This is a genomic window from Pseudomonas putida (assembly GCF_028682475.1).
GTDB classification, from domain to species: Bacteria; Pseudomonadota; Gammaproteobacteria; order Pseudomonadales; family Pseudomonadaceae; genus Aquipseudomonas; species Aquipseudomonas putida_AG.
The window spans coordinates 1-20,920 of sequence record NZ_JANHLE010000040.1 but is presented as its reverse complement, the minus strand read 5'-3'; the positions used below and the strand labels follow the sequence as shown (position 1 = coordinate 20,920).

Genomic DNA, 20,920 nt, shown 5'->3' with positions numbered 1-20,920 from the left:
AAATTGCCGGTAAAGGCGCTTTGCTTATCCCGCTGCAGTGCTTATCGTTCAGCCTCCTCAAAAGAATTCTTTCCAGTCCAATGGTCGATCAACCGATGCTTTCTCGTTCCCGTTCCCCTCGTCGCTGGCTTGTCGGCCTGCTGATCCTGCTGCTGGTTGCCGGCCTGTGCTGGTGGCTGTGGCCGTCTCCAGCGCCGCACAAGGCTGCCGGCGCACCCGGTGGCAAGGGCGGGCGGCCAGGCTTCGGGGCCTTTGCCGGACCGGTGCCGGTGCGGGTCGAGCCGGCCACCGTCGGCAATTTCCCGGTCTACCTCAAGGCCCTGGGCACGGTGACTGCGACCAATACCGTCAACGTCCGCAGCCGGGTAGGCGGCGAACTGGTCAAGGTCAACTTCCAGGAAGGGCAGAAGGTCAAGGCCGGCGACCTGCTCGCCGAGATCGACCCGCGCAGCTACCAGATCGCCCTGCAGCAGGCCGAAGGCACCCTGGCACAGAACCAGGCCCAACTGAAAAACGCCCAGATCGATCTGGAGCGCTATAAAGGCCTGTACGCCGAAGACAGTATCGCCAAGCAGACCCTCGACACGCAGGTGGCGCTGGTCGGCCAGTTTCAGGGCACCATCAAGACCAACCAGGCGGCGGTCGGCGATGCCAAATTGAACCTGGACTTCACCCGTATCCGCGCCCCGATCAGCGGTCGCCTGGGCCTGCGTCAGCTCGACGTCGGCAACCTGGTGGCGGCCAACGACACCACGGCGCTGGTGGTGATTACCCAGACCCAGCCGATCACCGTGGCCTTTACCTTGCCCGAGTCGGAGCTGAGCACCGTGCTGGCCCGCTACCGCAGCGGCGCCAAACTGCCGGTCGAAGCCTGGGACCGCGGCGACCTCAAGCAGCAGGCCGTCGGCGTGCTGCGCAGCCTCGACAACCAGATCGACACCACCACCGGCACCCTGAAGTTCAAGGCGTTCTTCGAGAACCAGGACGAAGCACTGTTCCCCAACCAGTTCGTCAACGTGCGTCTGCTGGCCGACACCTTGACCAACGTGGTGCTGGCGCCTTCGGCCGCCATCCAGTTCGGCACTGACGGCTCCTTTGTCTATGTCATGGAAGGCGACACCAAGGTGCGCATCCGTAAACTCACCCTCGGCGCCAGCGACGGCGACCACACCGTGGTCACCGCAGGCCTGGCCAAGGGCGAGCGGGTGGTGCTCGAAGGTACCGACCGCTTGCGCGATGGCAGCGAAGTGGAGGTGGTCAACGACAGCTCGCAAGTCCCGCAGACCCCCGGCCAGCACCTGCAGGGTCAGGACAACAACGATGCTTCCGCGGCCGCGGACCGTAAGGACAAGGCCGGCGCATGAACCTCTCGCGGCTGTTCATCCTGCGCCCGGTGGCGACCACCCTGAGCATGCTGGCGATTGTGCTGGCTGGCCTGATTGCTTACACCTTGCTGCCTGTGGCGGCGCTGCCGCAGGTCGATTACCCGACCATCCGGGTCATGACCCTGTACCCGGGCGCCAGCCCGCAAGTAATGACCAGCGCGGTCACTGCGCCGCTGGAGCGTCAGTTCGGGCAGATGCCGGGCCTGACCCAGATGGCCTCGACCAGCTCAGGCGGCGCCTCGGTGCTGACCTTGCGCTTCAGCCTGGACATGAACATGGACGTCGCCGAGCAGCAGGTCCAGGCGGCGATCAACGCCGCCAGCAACCTGCTGCCCAGCGACCTGCCGGCACCGCCGGTGTACAACAAGGTCAACCCGGCCGACACCCCGGTGCTGACCCTGGCGATCTCCTCGAAAACCATGCCGCTGCCCAAGCTCAACGACCTGGTCGACACCCGCGTGGCGCAGAAGATCGCGCAGATCAGCGGCGTTGGCATGGTCAGTATTGCCGGTGGCCAGCGCCAGGCCGTGCGGATCAAGGTCAACCCCGATGCCCTGGCGTCTGCCGGACTGAACCTTGCGGATGTGCGCACCCTGATCGGCGCCTCCAACGTCAACCAGCCCAAGGGCAACTTCGACGGCCCGACCCGGGTGTCGATGCTCGACGCCAACGACCAGCTGCGTTCTCCCGAGGAATACGCCAACCTGATCCTGGCCTACAACAACGGTGCGCCGCTGCGCCTGAAGGATGTCGCCGAGATTGTCGACGGCGCCGAGAACGAGCGCCTGGCGGCCTGGGCCAACCAGAACCAGGCAGTATTGCTGAACATCCAGCGCCAGCCGGGCGCAAACGTTATCGAGGTGGTCGACCGGATCAAGACCCTGCTGCCGTCAATTACCGACAACCTGCCGGCCGGCCTTGATGTCGCCGTGCTCACCGACCGCACCCAGACCATCCGTGCCTCGGTCAAGGATGTTCAGCACGAACTGCTGCTGGCCATCGCCCTGGTGGTGATGGTGACCTTCGTGTTCCTGCGCCGCTTCAGCGCGACGATCATTCCGTCGGTGGCCGTGCCGCTGTCGCTGATCGGCACCTTTGCGGTGATGCACCTGGCCGGGTTCTCGATCAACAACCTGACCCTGATGGCGCTGACCATCGCGACCGGTTTTGTGGTCGACGATGCGATCGTTATGCTGGAGAACATTTCCCGGCACATCGAAGAGGGCGAAACCCCCATGCAGGCGGCGCTCAAGGGCGCCCGGCAGATTGGCTTCACGCTAATCTCGCTGACCTTCTCGCTGATCGCAGTGTTGATTCCGCTGCTGTTCATGGCCGATGTGGTCGGTCGTCTGTTCCGTGAATTCGCCATCACCCTGGCAGTGGCGATCCTGATCTCCCTGGTGGTGTCGCTGACCTTGACGCCGATGATGTGCGCGCGCCTGCTCAAGCGTGAGCCCACCGAGCAGGAGCAGGGGCGTTTCTACCGCGCCAGCGGTGCCTGGATCGACTGGATGATCGCCTGGTATGGCCGTGGCCTGCAGTGGGTGCTCAAGCGCCAGCCGCTGACCCTGCTGGTCGCGGTGGCAACCCTGGCGCTGACCGTGCTGCTGTACCTGGTGGTGCCCAAGGGCTTCTTCCCGGCGCAGGACACCGGGGTGATCCAGGGTATTTCCGAAGCGCCGCAGTCGGTGTCTTTTGCGGCCATGAGCGAACGCCAGCAAAAGCTCAGTGCGGTGATCCTCCAGGATCCGGCGGTACAGAGTCTGTCGTCCTACATTGGCGTCGACGGTGACAACGCCACGCTCAACAGTGGACGTTTGTTGATCAACCTCAAGCCCCACAGCGAGCGCGACCTGACCGCCGCGCAGGTGATCGCCCGGCTGCAGCCGCAGGTCGACAAGCTGGTCGGCATCCGTCTGTTCATGCAGCCGGTACAAGACCTGAGCATCGAAGACCGGGTCAGCCGTACCCAGTACCAGTTCAGCCTGTCGTCGCCGGACGCCGAGCTGCTGGCGCTGTGGAGCGGCAAGCTGGTTGATGCCCTGCAGCAGCGCGCGGAACTCACCGATGTTGCCAGCGACCTGCAGGACAAGGGCCTGCAGGTGTTCCTGGTGATCGACCGGGATGCCGCCAGCCGCCTGGGCATCAACGTCGCCGACATTACCAACGCCCTGTACGACGCCTTCGGCCAGCGGCAGATCTCGACCATTTACACCCAGGCCAGCCAGTACCGCGTGGTGCTGCAGGCCGAAGCCGCTTCCACCCTGGGGCCGCAGGTGCTTGAACAGATCCATGTGAAAGCCACCGACGGCGGCCAGGTGCGGCTGTCGAGCCTGGCGCGCATCGAACAGCGTCAGGCGCAGCTGGCAATTGCCCATATCGGTCAGTTCCCGGCGGTGATGATGTCGTTCAACCTGGCCGAAGGCGTGTCCCTCGGTGAAGCGGTCAAGGCCATCGAGCAGGTGCAGCAGGAGATCGGCATGCCGGTCGGTGTGCAGACCCGCTTCCAGGGCGCGGCCGAAGCCTTCCAGAACTCGCTGTCGAGCACCTTGCTGCTGATTCTGGCGGCGGTGGTGACCATGTACATCGTGCTTGGCGTGCTCTACGAGAGCTACATCCACCCGGTCACCATTCTCTCGACCCTGCCGTCGGCGGCGGTGGGCGCCTTGCTGGCGCTGATCCTGTCCGGCAACGACCTGGGCATGATCGCCATTATCGGTATTATTCTGCTGATCGGTATCGTCAAGAAAAACGCGATCATGATGATCGACTTTGCCCTCGAGGCCGAGCGCAACCAGGGTATGGCCCCGGAAGCGGCGATCTATCAAGCGGCGCTGCTGCGCTTCCGGCCGATCCTGATGACCACCCTGGCGGCCCTGTTCGGCGCCATCCCGCTGATGCTCGCCACCGGTTCCGGCGCCGAGCTGCGCCAGCCGCTGGGCCTGGTAATGGTCGGCGGGCTGCTGGTCAGCCAGGTGCTGACGCTGTTCACCACACCGGTCATCTACCTGTACTTCGATCGACTGGCGCGACGCATGCGCCCGCGGCCTGATACTGCGGTGCAGGACCTGCCATGAACCTCTCCGCACCCTTTATCCGCCGCCCGGTAGCGACCATGCTCCTGAGCCTGGCGATCATGCTGCTGGGTGGTGTCAGCTTCGGCCTGTTGCCGGTGGCGCCGCTGCCGCAGATCGAGTTCCCGGTGATCGTGGTTCAGGCCAACCTGCCGGGGGCCAGCCCCGAGGTCATGGCTTCAACCGTGGCGACGCCGCTGGAGCGCTCGATGGGCGCGATTTCCGGGGTCACCACGCTGACCAGCAACTCCAGCCAGGGCTCGACCCGGGTGATTCTCGGCTTTGACCAGGGCCGTGATATCGATGCCGCCGCGCGCGAGGTGCAGGCGGCGATCAACGCCTCGCGCAACCTGCTGCCCAGCGGTATGCGCAGCATGCCGACCTACAAGAAGTACAACCCGTCCCAGGCGCCGATCATGGTCCTGGCCCTGACGTCCAGCGTGCTGCAGAAGGGCCAGCTCTACGACCTGGCCTCGACCATCCTGTCGCAGAGCCTGTCCCAGGTGCCGGGGGTAGGCGAGGTGCAGATCGGCGGCAGTTCGCTACCGGCGGTGCGCATCGAGCTCGAACCGCACTTGCTCAATCAGTACGGCGTAGCGCTGGACGATGTACGCCAGACCATCGCCAATGCCAACCAACGCCGGCCCAAAGGCTTTATCGAAGATGGCCAGCGCAGTTGGCAGGTGCAGGCCAACGACCAGCTGGAAAAGGCCAAGGACTACGAGCCGCTGGTGATCCGTTACCAGGACGGAGCGGTATTGCGCCTGAGCCATGTGGCCAAGGTCAGCGATGCGGTGGAAAACCGCTACAACAGCGGCTTCTTCAATGACCAGGACGCCGTGCTGCTGGTGATCAACCGTCAGACCGGCGCCAACATCATCGAGACCGTGAACAAGATCAAGGAGCAGTTGCCAGCCCTGGAATCGCTGATGCCGGCCAGCGTCCAGCTGGACGTGGCCATGGACCGCTCGCCGGTGATCAAGGCGACCCTCAAGGAGGCCGAGCACACCCTGATCATCGCGGTGGTGCTGGTAATCCTCGTGGTGTTCCTGTTCCTCGGCAACCTGCGTGCCTCACTGATCCCGACCCTGGCGGTGCCGGTGTCGCTGGTCGGCACTTTTGCCGCCATGTACCTGTGCGGTTTCTCGTTGAACAACATGTCGCTGATGGCGCTGATCCTCGCCACCGGCCTGGTGGTCGACGATGCCATTGTGGTGCTGGAGAACATCTCCCGGCACATCGACGAAGGCGTGCCGCCGATGCGCGCCGCTTACCTGGGCTCCAGGGAAGTCGGCTTCACCCTGTTGTCGATGAACCTGTCGCTGGTGGTGGTGTTTGTCTCGATCCTGTTCATGGGCGGTATCGTCGGCTCGTTGTTCCGCGAGTTCTCCATCACCCTGGCGGTGGCGATCATTGTCTCGCTGGTGGTGTCGCTGACGCTGACGCCGATGCTCTGTGCGCGCTGGCTCAAACCGCAGGCACCGGAAGGGCAGACGCGCCTGCAGCGCTGGAGCGAACAACTTCACCAGCGCATGATGGCCGGCTATGGACGCAGCCTCGACTGGGTCTTGCGCCATCGGCGCCTGACCCTGGCCAGCCTGCTGGTGACCATTGCCGTCAACATCGCCCTGTATGTGGTTGTGCCAAAAACCTTCCTGCCGCAACAGGACACCGGTCAGTTGATCGGCTTTGTCCGTGGCGACGACGGCCTGTCGTTCCAGGTCATGCAGCCGAAGATGGAAATCTACCGCCAGGCCTTGCTCAAGGACCCGGCGGTGGAAAGCGTTGCCGGCTTTATCGGTGGCAACAGTGGCACCAACAACGCCATGGTGCTGGTGCGCCTCAAGCCGATCGGCGAACGCAAGATGTCTGCGCAGAAGATCATCGAGCGCCTGCGCAAGGAAATGCCCAAGGTGCCTGGCGGGCGCCTGTTCCTCATGGCCGACCAGGACCTGCAGTTCGGCGGTGGCGGCCGCGACCAGAGCTCCTCACAGTTCCTCTACACCTTGCAGAGCAGCGAGCTATCGGCCTTGCGCGAGTGGTACCCGAAAGTGGTCGCGGCGCTCAAGGCCCTGCCGGAGCTCACGGCCATCGACGCCCGCGAAGGCGGTGGTACCCAGCAGATCACTCTGGTGGTCGACCGTGAACAGGCCAAGCGCCTGGGTATCGACATGAGCATGGTCACCTCGGTGCTGAACAACGCCTACAGCCAGCGGCAGATATCGACCATCTACGACAGCCTGAACCAGTATCAGGTGGTGATGGAGATCAACCCTAAATACGCTCAGGACCCGCGGAGCCTGGAACAGGTCCAGGTCATTACCGCCGACGGCGCCCGGGTACCGCTGGCGACCTTCGCCCATTACGAGAACAGCCTGGCCGATGACCGGGTCAGCCATGAAGGCCAGTTCGCCTCGGAAAGCATCAACTTCGACATCGCCGAAGGCTACAGTCAGGACCAGGCCCTGGCCGCAGTCGAGCGGGCGGTGGCCAAGGTTGGCCTGCCCGAGGACGTCATTGCCAAACTCGGCGGTACCGGTGATGCCTTTGCCGAAAGCCAGAAAGGCCAGCCGTTCATGATTCTCGGCGCGTTGCTGGCGGTGTATCTGGTGCTGGGGATTCTCTATGAAAGCTACATTCACCCGCTGACCATTCTCTCGACCTTGCCGTCGGCCGGGGTAGGGGCCTTGCTGACCCTGTATGTGGTGGGCAGCGAGTTCAGCCTGATTTCCCTGCTCGGCCTGTTCCTGCTGATTGGCGTGGTGAAGAAGAACGCCATCATGATGATCGACCTGGCCTTGCAGCTGGAACGTCATGAACAGTTGAGCCCGGAACAGTCGATCCGCCGCGCCTGTCTGCTGCGTCTGCGACCGATCCTGATGACCACCATCGCCGCTATTCTCGGCGCCTTGCCGTTGCTGCTCAGCCATGCCGAAGGCTCGGAGATGCGCCAGCCGCTGGGCCTGACCATCATCGGCGGGCTGGTCTTCAGCCAGGTCCTCACGCTTTACACCACCCCGGTGGTCTACCTCTATCTGGACCGCTTGCGCCATCGCTTCAACCACTGGCGCGGCGTGCGCACCGACGCTGCTTTGGAAACCCCGCTATGACCCGACGTCCGCTTTTCTCCGACCGCTCCCTGCAGCAACTGCTGGGCGCCCGTGGTTCGCGCCTGCTGGCCTCCAGCCTGTGCCTGGCGATGCTCAGCGCCTGCACCCTGAGCCCGGACTACCAGCGCCCGCAAGCGCCTGAACCGGTGGCGTTCAAGCATGCTGCCGGCTGGACCCAGGCCAATCCTTCCGATGCCCTGGCCCGTGGCGCCTGGTGGCAGTTGTATGGCGATGCTCAGCTCAATGACCTGGTTGAGCAGCTCAATGCCAGCAACCAGACCGTTGCCCAGTCCGAAGCCCAGTACCGTCAGGCCCAGGCTTTGGTGCGCAGCGCGCGTGGCGCCTTGTTCCCCAGCGTCGACCTGAGCGCGGGCAAGAACCGCTCCAGCCAGGGCACCGGCAGTTCCAGCTCGAGCCTGAGTAACTCCAGCAGCGGCATCCGCGACACTTACAGCACCAGCCTTGGGGTCAGCTGGGAGGCCGACCTGTGGGGCAAGCTGCGTGACGGCCTGGCCGCCAACCAGGCCAGCGCCGAGGCGAGCCTGGCCGACATGGCGGCGATCCGCCTGAGCCTGCAATCGGAGCTGGTGCAGAACTACCTGCAACTGCGGGTGATGGACGAGCAGAAACGCCTGCTCGAAGCCACGGTCGCGGCCTATCAGCGCTCGCTGACCATGACCGAAAACCAGTACCGCGCCGGGGTGTCTGGCAAGGATGCGGTAGCCCAGGCGCAAACCCAGCTGAAAAGCACCCAGGCCGACCTGATCGACCTGGTCTGGCAGCGCGCCCAGCTGGAAAACGCCATCGCCGTGCTGCTGGGCAAGGCGCCGGCCGACTTCGCCCTGGCTGACAGCAAGGACATTCCGGCGCTGCCGCAGGTGCCGGTGGCCTTGCCTTCGCAGTTGCTGGAGCGACGCCCGGACATTGCTTCGGCCGAGCGCAAGGTGATGTCGGCCAACGCCAGTATCGGTGTGGCCCGTGCCGCCTACTTCCCCGACCTGACCCTGAGCATGAGCGGCGGCTACAGCAGTAGCAGCTTCAACGACTGGATCAGTTTGCCCAACCGTTTCTGGTCGGTAGGCCCGCAACTGGCCATGACCCTGTTCGACGGCGGCCAGCGCTCGGCAGAGGTCGACCGTACCGTGGCGGTCTACGACCAGACCGTGGCGCAGTACCGTCAGGCGGTGCTCGATGGCTTCAAGGAAGTGGAGAACTACCTGGTGCAGCTCGACGTTTACGAGGACGAAGCCAAGGTGCGCAGCGAAGCCCTGGAGTCGGCGCGCGAGTCCCTGCGCCTGACCAGCAACCAGTACAAGGCCGGGCTGATCGCCTACCTGGATGTGGTCAATGTGCAGACCACCGCGCTGAGCAACGAGCGCAGTGTGCTGACCTTGCTGCAGGGGCGGCTGGTGGCCAGCGTACAGTTGATCGCGGCACTGGGTGGCGGATGGGATGCGCAAGCGGCGTTTGCTGAGTCGCCTTGATGTTTTTATTAAAAAACGAATAAAAACAAGATGTTAGGTTGATTTGTTAATGTCAGATGTCGCTTAGGAAATGTATTGCTGCAAATTGCATGAATGAGCGATGTTTGACATTAAAAAATCAGTGTAAATAATTGATGTATAAGGATTATTTATCATCTAATCGTTAGGTTTTTGACAAGCCTTCTGTCATTGCGAAATGCCACTTAAAACTCCGTGCGTTTCGCCAAAGGTTGAGTACAATCATCGGCTTTTCCCCGGGCCGCACCAGTGCCCGGTTCCAAGGGTTGTGGAAGGCCAAATGCTGATTGGTAGTTACTCTTCTTCGCTGGTGTTGATTTCGCTCTGTGTAGCCATTCTTGCCTCCTATACCGCACTCGACCTGACCGGACGCATCGCTACCGCCAAGGGCCGGGCGGTGTACCTGTGGATCAGCGGTGGTGCATTGGCGATGGGCTTCGGCATCTGGTCGATGCACTTTATCGGCATGCTCGCCTTCAGCTTGCCGATCCCGTTGGGCTACGACCTGGCCCTGACCTTGCTGTCGCTGTTGATCGCCGGGCTGTCGTCCGGGTTTGCCTTGTGGCTGGTCAGCCAGCCGAGCCTGCCCTGGACCCAGTTGGGCCTGGGGGCGCTGATCATGGGCGCGGGTATCAGCAGCATGCATTACACCGGCATGGCCGCGTTGTTGATGCAGCCAGGCATCGACTACGACCCGTTGCTGTTCGCCCTGTCGTTGCTGATTGCCGTGGGGGCTTCGGCGGCAGCGTTGTGGATTGCCTTTCACCTGCGTCAGCAAACCCTGTATGTCCGGCAGATCCGCGGCGCTGCGGCGGTGGTGATGGGCGTGGCGATTGTCGGCATGCACTACACCGCAATGGCGGCGGCGAACTTCCCTGAAGGCAGTTTCTGCGGCGCGCTGGGCACTGGCCTGAGTGGCAATGGCCTGGATTACCTGGTGCTGATCACCACCCTGGCCGTGTTGGCGGTGGCGCTGCTGACCTCGGTGCTCGACGCCCGCCTGGAAGCCCGGACGGCGGAACTGGCGCGCTCGCTGACCCGGGCCAACCAGGAACTGACCCAACTGGCCCTGCATGACACCCTGACCGGCTTGCCCAACCGCACGCTGCTGGCCGATCGCATCGACCAGGCGATCAGCAAGGTGAGCGAGCAGGGTGGCTGTTTTGCCCTGATGTTCATCGACCTGGACGGTTTCAAACCGGTCAACGACGCCTTCGGCCACCATATGGGCGATCTGCTGCTCAAGGAAGTGGCCCTGCGCCTGCGCGGCCACCTGCACAGCCAGGACACCCTGGCCCGTATTGGCGGCGACGAATTCGTGCTGCTGGTGGAGCTGCAGGAGCCCGACGACGCCATGGGCGTTGCCGCCAAACAGGTCAACCTGATCTCGCGCAGCTTCCGCGTCAGCGACCAGAGCCTGCAGATCTCGGCGAGTATCGGTATCGTCCTGTTCCCGGGCAACGGCATCGACCAGCATGAACTGCTGCGCAACGCCGACGCGGCGATGTATCACGCCAAGAGCGCCGGCAAGAACGGCTATAGCTTCTTCGACGTGTCGATGAACAGCAACGCGCGCCTGCAGCTGCAACTGCTCCAGGACCTGCGCGTGGCCCTGGAGCAAAAACAGTTCCGCCTGTTCTACCAGCCCAAGTTCGATGCCCAGGAGTGCCGGCCCATCGGTGCCGAAGCGCTGCTGCGCTGGGAGCATCCGCAGCACGGCCTGTTGCTGCCGGATCGCTTTATTGGCCTGGCAGAGAAAACCGGGTTGATCATTCCGATCGGTGAGTGGGTGCTGGATGAAGCTTGTCGGCAGATGCGCAACTGGATTGATCAGGGCTACCGCGGTTGGCGGATCGCAGTCAACCTTTCGGCCATCCAGTTCTGCCACAGCGGGCTGGTCGAGAGCGTTGCCAAGGTGCTGGCGCGTCATCAATTGCCGGCCAACAGCCTGACCCTGGAAATCACCGAAACCACCGCCATGCACGATGCCGACGCGAGCATGGCCGTGCTGCAGCGCCTGTCGGACATGGGCGTGGATCTGTCCATCGATGATTTCGGCACCGGCTATTCGAGCCTGATGTACCTCAAGCGCCTGCCGGCCAACGAGTTGAAGATCGACCGGGGGTTCGTCCGCGACCTGGAGCAGGACAGCGATGATGCCGCAATCGTCTCGGCGATTGTCGCGCTGGGCCAGGCCCTGGGCTTGCGCATCGTCGCCGAAGGGGTGGAAACCGACCGCCAGCAGAACTTCCTCACCCGCCTGGGTTGCGACTCGCTGCAGGGTTACCTGCTCGGCCAGCCGTTGCCGGCCGAGCGGTTTATTGTCGATATCGAGCGCGCACGCCAGTCACTGGCGCTCAGCTGAGCTCAGCCGGCGGCGCGCAGGTTGCCGGAGGGCTCGAAGGCGTCGAGCTCGGCTTCGACGGCTTCGATGATCCGTTCGACATCGGCAGCGGGCATCAGCGTGGCGCAGGGGATCCCGGCGATGGCCAGCAGGGTTTCACCGGTAGCCCGGTCAAACAGGCGAGCCACCATACTGCGCGGGGCATCCATGCTGGCCTCGAAGCCCAATGGATGAAAGTACCAGCGCATCACCTGGCAGGCGTTGGGAAACGTCAGTTTGTTCATTCCGGCCTCCATGTAGGGGTGAACAACAGGGCGAGCGGAGCAAGCTGTGCGTAAAGACTTGGCGGACGTTCAAGAAACCTAAACATAGCACCGCTACCGTGAATGTCCGCCCGCAGTCATGACAGCTTTTCGATGCTTTCAAGCAGCCTTTTGGCGTCTGCATTCCGCTCTGAAAACAAAGACTGAAACGGCAAACGTTTGCTGGCGACATTTCCCCGTTGCGGGGATTGGCGCTCTGCTATTTTTACCGACAGTCGGCTGGGATGCTTGCCTGGGATTTTCGGACCAATGGCTGCCCCGGGTTCAGTCAAGGAGACCGTCATGCGTTATTCAACGCTCACCCAACGTATCGCCGGTGACGGTGCTGCTGCCTGGAACATCCACTACCGCGCACTGGAGTTGCGCGAGCAGGGGCGGGAGATTTTCCTGCTGTCGATCGGCGATCCGGATTTCGATACGCCGGCGCCGGTTGTCGAGGCCGCCGTGAGTAGCCTGCGTGCCGGTAACACGCATTACTCCGACGTGCGCGGCAGCCTTGGCTTGCGCCAGGCGATAGCCCGGCGGCATATGCGTCACAGTGGCCAGGGGGTCGACCCGCACGAAGTGGTGGTGCTGGCTGGCGCGCAATGCGCGCTGTATGGCGTTGCCCAGTGCCTGCTGGATGCCGGTGACGAGGTCATCGTCGCCGAGCCGATGTATGTCACCTACGAGGCCGTGTTCGGCGCCTGTGCGGCGAAGGTCATACCGGTGCCGGTGCGACCGGAACAAGGCTTTCGCGTCGACCCGGCCGACGTCGCTGCGCGGGTTACCTCGCGCACCCGGGCGGTGCTGCTCAATAGCCCGCACAATCCATCCGGGGCCAGCCTGCCCAGACGCAGTTGGGAACGTCTGGCGCAGATCTGTATCGAGCATGACCTGTGGCTGATCGCCGATGAGGTCTACAGCGAGCTGCTGTACGAGGGCGCGCACTTCAGCCCGGCCAGCCTGCCGGGCATGGCCGCGCGCTGCGCAACCATCAACAGCCTGTCCAAATCCCACGCCATGTCGGGCTGGCGGGTGGGTTGGGTCATTGCTCCGCAGGCGTTGTGCGAGCACTTGAGCAACCTGGCGTTGTGCATGCTCTACGGCCTTCCGGACTTCATCCTCGATGCCGCCCAGGTGGCCGTGGAGCAGGACCTGCCGCAAGTGGCGCAGATGCGTGACACCTACCGCAAGCGGCGTGACCGGGTGTGTGCCAGCCTCGCCGATTGCCCGGGTATCAGCGTGCACAAACCGGACGGCGGGATGTTCGTGATGGTGGATATCCGCGCTACCGGCCTGGGGGCGCAGGCTTTTGCCGAGCGCCTGCTGGAGGAACACGGGGTGGCGGTACTCGCCGGTGATGCCTTTGGTCCCAGTGCGGCGGGGCACGTGCGGGTTGGCCTGGTGCTCGACAGTGAGCGCCTGGAGCAGGCCTGCCAGCGCATCGCCCGCTGTGCAGTGCAGGTGCTCGAAGGCCGCTGTTCACTTGATCAGCGTGGCGGCCATGTTGATGGTAAAACCCAGAATCGCGGTGTTGAAGATAAAACCCACCAGTGAATGGGCCAGCACCACCCGGCGCATTTGCCGCCCGGCCACGCCGACATCGGAGGTCTGCACTGCGACACTCAGGGTGTAGGAAAAGTAGTGAAAGTCCCAATAGTCGGGGTGCCGTTCGCCATCGCTGAAGCGCAGCAGCGGCGTGTGCGCCTGGGCGGTGTAGAACAGGTGGGCATAGTGCAGGCTGAAAATCGCGCCGATCAGCAGCCAGGAGCCGACGACGGTGAAACCGGTGAAGGTCAGCTGCAGCGCCGTCGGCCCCTCGTCGAGCTTGGCGCCGGCCGCCAGTTGCAGGACCACGGCGACCAGGCTGGCAATCGCCGCGATACTGATGGTGAACAGCACCAGGCCGGCGTTCTCGTCCTCGATACTGGCAACCTTGCGGACCTTTTCGGCGTTGGCGCCCAGCGTCAGCCACAGAATCAACAGCAGGTAGAGCCAGACGCCGGCGTTCCAGCCGATCAGTACATGCTCGACCCAATCGTGTGCCGGCAGCAGCCAACCGGCCAGGAGCCCGACGAGGGCGGCGCTACTCAATCGCGGGTGGCTGCGGGTCAGTCGATGAAAAGCCATGTTGTCTCGGGCGATAGGGACCTTGAGCAACTGTAGCCGCAAGCCGGGGGCAGGGCACGCCATGATATTGCCTTCAATCGATCCCGACCGGCCGGATGAGGTACTATCGGCATCCGTACCGGGTGTAAATGGCTTGCCAATCAATGACCTGGTCATGACATGGGGCATTTGCCCCCAGTTTCGTTCTACAGGATTCCCGGTTTGTCCGATTCACTGCAAAACCCCCTGCTGCAATACCTCGCCCGCCTGGCGCCTTCCAGTCAGCTGACCATGAAGTACATCCTCCAGGATGCTGCCGACCGCTTGGGATTCGAGGATTGCGACATCCGCGAGGTGCCGTGGCACCAGCTCGAACCTGGCCATGTCACCGCCCTGGTGGCAGCCTTGCGCGCCGATGGCTACGCGCCGAACACTTCGTCGCTGTACGTCAATGCGGTGCGTGGGGTGATGAACGAGGCCTGGCGGCTGGGGTTGATCAGCCAGGATCAACTGCTGCGCATCCGTAGCGTCAAGCCGACCCAGGGCACACGCCTGGCCAGCGGGCGCAACCTCAAGCGCAGCCTGATTCGTGAATTGATGGATGCCTGCGCCGCCGACCCGCGCCCCCAGGGGCTGCGCGATGCGGCGGTGATCGCCTTGCTCTATGGTACCGGCATGCGTAAATCCGAGTCGGTCAACCTCGACCTGAGCCAGGTCGATTTCCACGAGCGCAGCCTGCAGGTGCTGGGCAAGGGCAACAAGCAGCTGATCAAGTACGCGCCGACCTGGGCCTTTGACAAACTCAACGCCTGGCTGGCCTTTCGTCGCGAGCAGTTGCCCGAGGGGCAGGCCGATGATGACTTCCTGTTCAACCGCATTCGCCGTGGCAGCCACATCACCCGCGAGCGCATCACCAAACATGCGATCTACTACATCGCCCGCCAGCGCGGCACCCAGGTCGGGGTAAAGATCATGCCCCATGACTTCCGTCGCTCGTTCATCACCCGCGTGATCGAAGAGCACGACCTGTCGATTGCGCAGAAACTCGCGCACCACAGCAACATCCAGACCACTGCCAACTACGACATGCGTGACGACAACGAGCGGCGCCGGGCGGTGGATCGCTACGACTATTAGCAACAGCGCCCCCCCGCCTGGGAGGGGCTCTGCGGGCCTGCGAGCCGATATCTTGATAATCCGAAGCTCGGCTGCATACGAGCGGACATTATCAACGTACTCGTTCGAGGTTATTGCTATGCCTGTGATGGAACTCAGCACCGCCCGCTGCGCCGCCGATTTTGCGGAGGTGCCATGAGCGAGAAGACCTACCGTCCCCGTCGCGAAGATTTTCGGCGTTCCTATACCCTCGGCACGCGCTGGGGTGACCACGACTCTTATGGTCATGTGCAGAACGTCGTTTACTACTCGTTCTTCGATTCGGCGATCAGCCAGTTCCTGGTGGAGCAGGGGACGCTGGATATCGACAGCAGCCCGGTCATCGGCCTGATTGTCGAGTCGAGCTGCACCTTCTTTTCGTCGATCACCTTTCCTGATCAGGTGACCGTGGGCCTGCGTATTGCGCACCTGGGTAGCTGCAGTGCCCGGTATGAACTGGGGATCTTCCGCAATGACGAGACTGAAGTGTCAGCGCTTGGTTATGTTGTCTATGTGTATGTAGACCGGGCCAGCAACAAGTCGACCGCGATTCCTGAATTGGTGCGAGACGAATTGCGTACGTTGACGGACTAGCTGTGTCATCGCGGGGCAAGCCCCGCGATGCTTTCAAAGACGACTCAACTCCCCATCCTCAAGGGCATCGAGCAAAGCCTCAGCCAGCCCCTTGGCCATTTCCACCGAATGCAGGGTGGACCAGAGAAAGCCCTTGGATGATTCATCGATACCATCGAAAGCCTTGTTGCCCGTGTCATACGCACAACGCAGGTACAGCGAGATATGCACCAGCGCATCGTGCGGGGCGAGGCCGGCGTTGACGGAGAACAGCTGTGGGTGACCGGCGGGGCAGTCGCCGAACGGTTTTTCGAGGGTGGGGTAGAGCGAGGGTATTGGTGGATCGGGGACGATTTTTTTCATGGCAAGCCCATTCAAGAAGGGCTGCAACCCGTCGTTTCCACACTAAGGGTGGCAGCTGTACGCGGGGTGGAAAACCGAGCGAACGGGTAAGCCCGGCAGGCCAGACGGCCTCCCGCGCACAGCTACCATAACGGCAACCCATTCGAACTGTTCAGGTTTCCACACCCGATCGCTGAACCGACAGCGACCCGAGGAGACTAGAAGGACTGGTTTCCCAAGGCAATCAGAAGGGCATCGACAGACCGCGTAGGTTATTTCCTAGGACTTGAAATGACCAGCATTTACATATCCCGAAGCATTTGATCCCCTGCGGACCAACGTTGCAATGAAGCGAAAAACTTGACGCTACCTAGCATTTTTACCAGTTACCCGAGGTGCGAATTCTCCGCACCATAGCCAGCAACACGCCAACCCTGCGCGGTTCACTTTCGGGAGCTCTTCATGACGTCCCTGCCAGATACTCAAGTCATTGACGGCCTCAAAAACCTGATCCTCGATCCCGACGAAGTACGCAACGGGACCAACGCCAACATTCCCCAGTACCGGGACAAAGCCGAAGGCGACATTATTACCCTAAGATGGGAAGGCCGCTCCACGTTCACCACCAATGTCACAGTGGATGGGGGGAATGCCAATGCGCCGATTCCGGTCAGGATCGCGTATGAGCCTTACATCATCGGCAACCTCGACAACAGTGTATCGGTGATCTATGAGGTCAAACGCCAGAATGGCCGCACCGCCACCTCACAGCCATTGGCGCTCCTGATCAAGCGGCAACTGGGGCAAAACCTGGTGGCGCCGACAGTGCGAGAAGCGTCGGGTAATACCCTCAATCCGATCCAGGCGATAAACGGCGCCACTGTCCGTGTTACCTATACCGGCATGCTGCCTGACGACGTCCTGGTCGTGGACTGGCAGGGTGAAGGCGGGGCGGACTCCTATCAAAGTGCACAACAGAATGGCAGTGCCTTTGGCTATGTCGACTTCGCCATCCCGGTCTCGGTGGTGGCGGCCAGTCAAGGCAAGACCATTACGGTGCGCTATAACGTTGTCCGTGGGGGCAATCCGGGTTTGCTTTCCGAGCCGCTTGCACTGGTTGTCGGTGCACTGTCCCAGAGCGCTTTGCCAGCCCCGACTGTGCCCGAAGCCAGCGCTGGTACGCTCGATCTCACTACATTCCAAGGCAATGCCACGGTCAACGTCCAGCCCTGGCCTTTGATTGCCATAGGGCAGCGCTACTGGACCGTGGTAGGGGGAACCTTGGTCAATGGCAATCCCTACAGTTTTTATGTGGCACAAAGCCAATTGGTCGATGAAAACCATGTCAGAAACGGCCTGAGCATGACCATGCTACGCAGCGAGCTTGAAAAGCTGCGCTCTGCCAGCTCGGTTAGCCTGGAAGTCAAGGTGGCATTCGAGGGGGGAGTGAGCGAAGCCGGAGCGCGAGTCTTCCCGACCTTGGCGCTTATGCTACTGAACATACCTCGAACCTTGCCGGCGCCGACCGTCCCAGAGGCGGAAAGTGGCGCGATCTACAAACCAAATGCAGGTGCCAGCATACGCGTACCGGCAACGGCGAACCTGCGCGCCGGTGAGCAGGTGCGCGGGGTGACGGGTGGGTTGTACACAGATGCTGTCACTGTGACCCAGCCAGGTGCGACGCTCAACCTCGTTGTACCTGTAGAACAGCTGTTTAGTCTGGTTGACCAGGGCCAGAAGGCGTGGGCTTATGAGGTCTTGGTCAACGGTACGTGGGCGACGTCGGCAACACTTCCCATAACGGTTCGAGATATAACCTTTGTCAGTGGGCGTGAGGGGTGGAGTGCTAGAGGCGCGTTTAACTTATCCTTGAACACACCTTACCCATATCCATCAGGAGTAACATTGCAACTCCTTCAGAGTGACACACACGAGGAGGTAAGTACGCGGGTTGTCGCACCGGTCCCTCCAAAGACAAGTTACTACATAGATATTGTGGCGGCATCAACAATTAAAGTAAGTTTCAATGGCAGTGTAAGATCGGTCGTATATAGATTTGGCGCAATTTTCAGCACAGCAGGCCCGGCTATCGAGTTTTGGGATAAAGGGGGCTTAATTGAAAGACGGGTTCTTCCGGTAACGGAGGGGTCTTACCCCTTTGATACATTCAAAAGCAATGAGCGGTTCCCTGAGTGGATCATACTTACCGGCACCCGGAAGCCTGGTAACTGGTGGCAGACAAGTTTTGTGTTAGCTGAAATAGAGTGGGGCTATACACAATTAAACAACCTGTCTGCAGGCCACTCCTTACCTGCTAGTCCGGAGTCCAGAGGAGAATAGGAGCAGACAAGCAGAATCGGCTTCAGCACCACCAAGACCAGAGTTCTCCATTCGCTAGCGAGTTACCCGGTTTCTGTGCACTCAGGTACGGGTTTTGAAAGGGGTGAGCATTGCTGGAAATGCCAACCCCAACCTAGTATTTTTGCCAGTTACCGGACGTCCGGATCTTCCGCAAAATACCCGCAGCACGCCAATCCTGCGCTGCTCACCTTGAGGAGCCCGTCATGACGATGTCCTATGAGTCTCACCCAGCCAGCCAAGCCATCGTCGGCCTCCGAAACCTGATCCTCGATCCCGACGAAGTGCGTAACGGGACCCGCGTCAATATTCCCCAGTATCGGGACAAGACCGAAGGCGACGTAATCACCCTCAGGTGGGAGAGCAGCTCTACGTTCACCTCCAACGTCACCGTGAATGGGAGCAACGCCGATGCTCCGATTCCGGTCAGGATCGCGTATGACCCTTACATCATCGGCAATCTCGATAACAGCGTGTCGGTGATTTATGAGGTCAAACGCCAGAATGGCCGCATAGCCACCTCACAGCCACTGTCTTTCCTGATCAAGCGGCAACTGGCGCAAAGCCTGCTGGCGCCGACGGTGCGAGAGGCAGCGGGCGACACCCTCAACCCGATCCAGGCAAGAAACGGCGCCACTGTCCGCGTCGCCTACAGCCGCATGCAGGCTGGCGACGTCCTGACCGTGGACTGGCAGGGTGAGGGCGATAGGGATTCGTATCAAAGTGCACAACAGAATGGCAGTGCCTTTGGCTATGTCGACTTCGCCATCCCGGTCTCGGTGGTAGCGGCCAGTCAAGGCAAGACCATCACGGTGCGCTACGCCGTTGTCCGCGGGGACAATCCGGGAGTGCTGTCCGAGCCACTGGCACTAGTGGTCGGTGAGCTGCGTGAGGGGGATTTGCCCACCCCGACCGTGCGCGAAGCCAGGCAGAACATACTGGATCTGGCTGATTTCGCGGGCGATGCCACGGTGGAAGTGGGTCAATGGCCGTTGATTGTCCAAGGGCAACGCTACTGGATTGTCGCGCGGGGCACCTCGGAAAACGGGGAGTATCCAATTGTCCTGGCGCGCGGGCTGGTGGTCAGCGATAGCCAGGCCGGCACGGGATTGAGCGTGCGCATGATGCGCAGCGAGTTGCTAAAGCTCACGACCGGCAGCTCCCTGATTGTAATCATAAAGGTTACTTTTGACGGCGCCGAGCAAGAGGCCAGAGCACTACAATTTCCACCGCTCACGCTGCAGGTTAAAAATCTACCAACCGAGGAGTTTGATGATCTCAATGATCAACCACGCCGGTACCTCGGAAATGGTGAGTCACTCTCGTTAAAATTCATGACGATTACGCCTTCCTGGACAGTGCGCGGATCTTGTCAAATCGAAAAAAGGATACATATGTCCGAGACGCAGCCGGTGGCTGGAAACGTCATCAGTCTGACGCTCGTGTTAAATCGTGCGGCCACGTTCATGCAGTTTTATTTAAGCGGGGGCGGGACGGTTTATGCTTATGACGAGAACAATCAGTTGGTTCATCAAAAAGACGAGGATCGGCAAGGTATTATTGAGATCAAACCCACAAGCGCGAGAAAGTTCAAGAAGGTTGTTTTTTCAACAGTGCAAAGGGCTAACTGGACAACTGAAAACTATTTCGATGATTTTAGGGTTGTGTACTGAGATGTTCGTAGTCAGGTACGGATTTGTCGGGGGTAGCAGTGCTGGCAATACCCCTTTTTTCACACCTGATCACTGAACCGACAACGACCAAGCAGGCCAAATGTGCTTTTGATCTTGATCCACCCGCCCCGTTAACCAGTAGGGCTGAGTGGAGGTTTCGTGGAGGGGCTAGCGCGTAGCGCCTTCGGCGTAGCCGAAGTTGCGAAGCGTAGAGTTGCTTGCAATGCCCCGTAGCGGCACCGGAGCGTAGGGCCCCTGGTGGGGCGAGCCCTTTGCGTTACTTTGGGCCGGGCCGGCACACCGGCGTTTGCCAAAGTAACCCACTGTAAGGGCGGAAAAGTGACTTAGCGCCACCACCGCCAATGGATATGCTCAAAAAACGTGGGGCAATCGAAGGCCTCATCGCGTGGCAAGCCCGTTCTCACCGGGTACTTTGTGGGGCAATCAGGCCCGTTGACGCGCCATCAATGTAACCCCGCCGCTTTGCAGGCCTCGACAAAGGTCGCGCCTTTCTTGTCCATCGCCTCTTTGACGATCTGATTGGCTTTTACCAAGGCCGGGCTGGGCTTTGCCCATTGCTCCGGTGGCAACGGTTGTGACCATGCCTGCACGGATTCCGGCAGCGTCGGGCGCCCCTTGCGGTGGCCCCATTCGGCCAGCAGGTAAGGCATCTTCCAAAACACCAGCACGCGACGGATGTACCAGAATCGCAAGGGCCATCGGGATAACTTGGTATAGCCATAGCGTTCTCGCTGCTCAGCCGTTAAATGCTCCCCACCTTCATCCAGGCCGCCCATGGACCGCGCGTCTTCGCGTTCGATTTCAAAGGTGTGTAGCCCTTCGTAGGGCTTGAGCCGATCCCCGGTTGGAATCAACCCCAACACGGCCAGCATCGGGTTCGGCGTATCCACCATTTGACCGTCTTCCATGTAATTGCGGATCGACGCCCACATCCCGAGTGAATGGGCGTCGCTGGGTTGTGGCAACAGG

At 61.4% G+C, this 20,920-nt stretch carries 13 protein-coding genes and 1 pseudogene; 10 read left to right on the top strand and 4 right to left on the bottom strand.

All coding sequences use genetic code 11. From position 1 onward, the window contains the following. The first annotated feature begins 80 nt into the window (after positions 1 to 80). The 5 genes from NPS47_RS23415 (at position 81) to NPS47_RS23395 (ending at position 11,436) form a co-directional block, all read left to right on the top strand. Positions 81 to 1,364 (top strand): MdtA/MuxA family multidrug efflux RND transporter periplasmic adaptor subunit, encoded by a 1,284-nt coding sequence (locus NPS47_RS23415; RefSeq protein ID WP_274297123.1) that lies wholly within the window; start codon positions 81 to 83, stop codon positions 1,362 to 1,364. Further along, entirely contained in the window at positions 1,361 to 4,462 is a 3,102-nt protein-coding gene (locus NPS47_RS23410) for an MdtB/MuxB family multidrug efflux RND transporter permease subunit (RefSeq protein WP_274297122.1), read from the top strand. Before NPS47_RS23415 ends, NPS47_RS23410 begins: the two co-directional genes overlap by 4 nt. Further along, the gene (locus NPS47_RS23405) at positions 4,459 to 7,569 is read left to right on the top strand and encodes an efflux RND transporter permease subunit (protein ID WP_274297121.1); all 3,111 of its coding nucleotides are present in this window, start codon (positions 4,459 to 4,461) and stop codon (positions 7,567 to 7,569) included. The genes NPS47_RS23410 and NPS47_RS23405 overlap by 4 nt, the downstream gene beginning before the upstream one ends. Beyond that, positions 7,566 to 9,053 (top strand): efflux transporter outer membrane subunit, encoded by a 1,488-nt coding sequence (locus tag NPS47_RS23400; protein ID WP_274297120.1) that lies wholly within the window; start codon positions 7,566 to 7,568, stop codon positions 9,051 to 9,053. Before NPS47_RS23405 ends, NPS47_RS23400 begins: the two co-directional genes overlap by 4 nt. A 298-nt stretch (positions 9,054 to 9,351) precedes the next feature. Next, the gene (locus tag NPS47_RS23395) at positions 9,352 to 11,436 is read left to right on the top strand and encodes a putative bifunctional diguanylate cyclase/phosphodiesterase (protein WP_274297119.1); all 2,085 of its coding nucleotides are present in this window, start codon (positions 9,352 to 9,354) and stop codon (positions 11,434 to 11,436) included. A gap of 2 nt (positions 11,437 to 11,438) precedes the next feature. Here the strand turns inward: NPS47_RS23395 and NPS47_RS23390 are convergent, their stop codons facing one another. Then, the gene (locus NPS47_RS23390; RefSeq protein WP_274297118.1) at positions 11,439 to 11,699 is read right to left on the bottom strand and encodes a DUF1652 domain-containing protein; all 261 of its coding nucleotides are present in this window, start codon (positions 11,697 to 11,699) and stop codon (positions 11,439 to 11,441) included. Positions 11,700 to 12,020: 321 nt separating this feature from the next. On the opposite strand from NPS47_RS23390, the gene NPS47_RS23385 reads away from it, so the two are divergent. Beyond that, positions 12,021 to 13,277: a pyridoxal phosphate-dependent aminotransferase gene (locus NPS47_RS23385; RefSeq protein WP_274297117.1), complete on the top strand. Its 1,257-nt coding sequence runs from the start codon at positions 12,021 to 12,023 to the stop codon at positions 13,275 to 13,277. Here the strand turns inward: NPS47_RS23385 and NPS47_RS23380 are convergent. After that, positions 13,203 to 13,850, bottom strand: a complete 648-nt coding sequence (locus NPS47_RS23380) for a DUF1345 domain-containing protein (protein ID WP_274297116.1) — start codon at positions 13,848 to 13,850, stop codon at positions 13,203 to 13,205. The two genes, NPS47_RS23385 and NPS47_RS23380, sit on opposite strands and share 75 nt — an antisense overlap. 159 nt (positions 13,851 to 14,009) lie before the next feature. On the opposite strand from NPS47_RS23380, the gene NPS47_RS23375 reads away from it, so the two are divergent. Both NPS47_RS23375 and NPS47_RS23370 read left to right on the top strand, forming a co-directional pair. Next, positions 14,010 to 14,966: a site-specific integrase gene (locus tag NPS47_RS23375; protein WP_425313546.1), complete on the top strand. Its 957-nt coding sequence runs from the start codon at positions 14,010 to 14,012 to the stop codon at positions 14,964 to 14,966. A 174-nt stretch (positions 14,967 to 15,140) separates the two neighbouring features. Further along, on the top strand, positions 15,141 to 15,578 hold the full coding sequence (locus NPS47_RS23370) for an acyl-CoA thioesterase (protein WP_274297114.1): 438 nt from the start codon (positions 15,141 to 15,143) through the stop codon (positions 15,576 to 15,578). Between the two features lie 33 nt (positions 15,579 to 15,611). On the opposite strand, the gene NPS47_RS23365 is transcribed toward NPS47_RS23370, so the two are convergent. Next, positions 15,612 to 15,920: a DUF3077 domain-containing protein gene (locus tag NPS47_RS23365; RefSeq protein WP_274297113.1), complete on the bottom strand. Its 309-nt coding sequence runs from the start codon at positions 15,918 to 15,920 to the stop codon at positions 15,612 to 15,614. Positions 15,921 to 16,361: 441 nt separating this feature from the next. On the opposite strand from NPS47_RS23365, the gene NPS47_RS23360 reads away from it, so the two are divergent. Beyond that, positions 16,362 to 18,239: a hypothetical protein gene (locus tag NPS47_RS23360; RefSeq protein WP_274297112.1), complete on the top strand. Its 1,878-nt coding sequence runs from the start codon at positions 16,362 to 16,364 to the stop codon at positions 18,237 to 18,239. Positions 18,240 to 18,463: 224 nt separating this feature from the next. After that, positions 18,464 to 19,930 carry a hypothetical protein gene (locus NPS47_RS23355; protein WP_274297111.1) on the top strand — a complete coding sequence of 489 codons (1,467 nt, stop codon included), beginning with the start codon at positions 18,464 to 18,466 and terminating at the stop codon, positions 19,928 to 19,930. 464 nt (positions 19,931 to 20,394) lie between these two features. On the opposite strand, the pseudogene NPS47_RS23350 reads toward NPS47_RS23355, so the two are convergent. Beyond that, positions 20,395 to 20,920 (bottom strand): annotated as a pseudogene (locus NPS47_RS23350) (hypothetical protein); the annotation flags it as partial.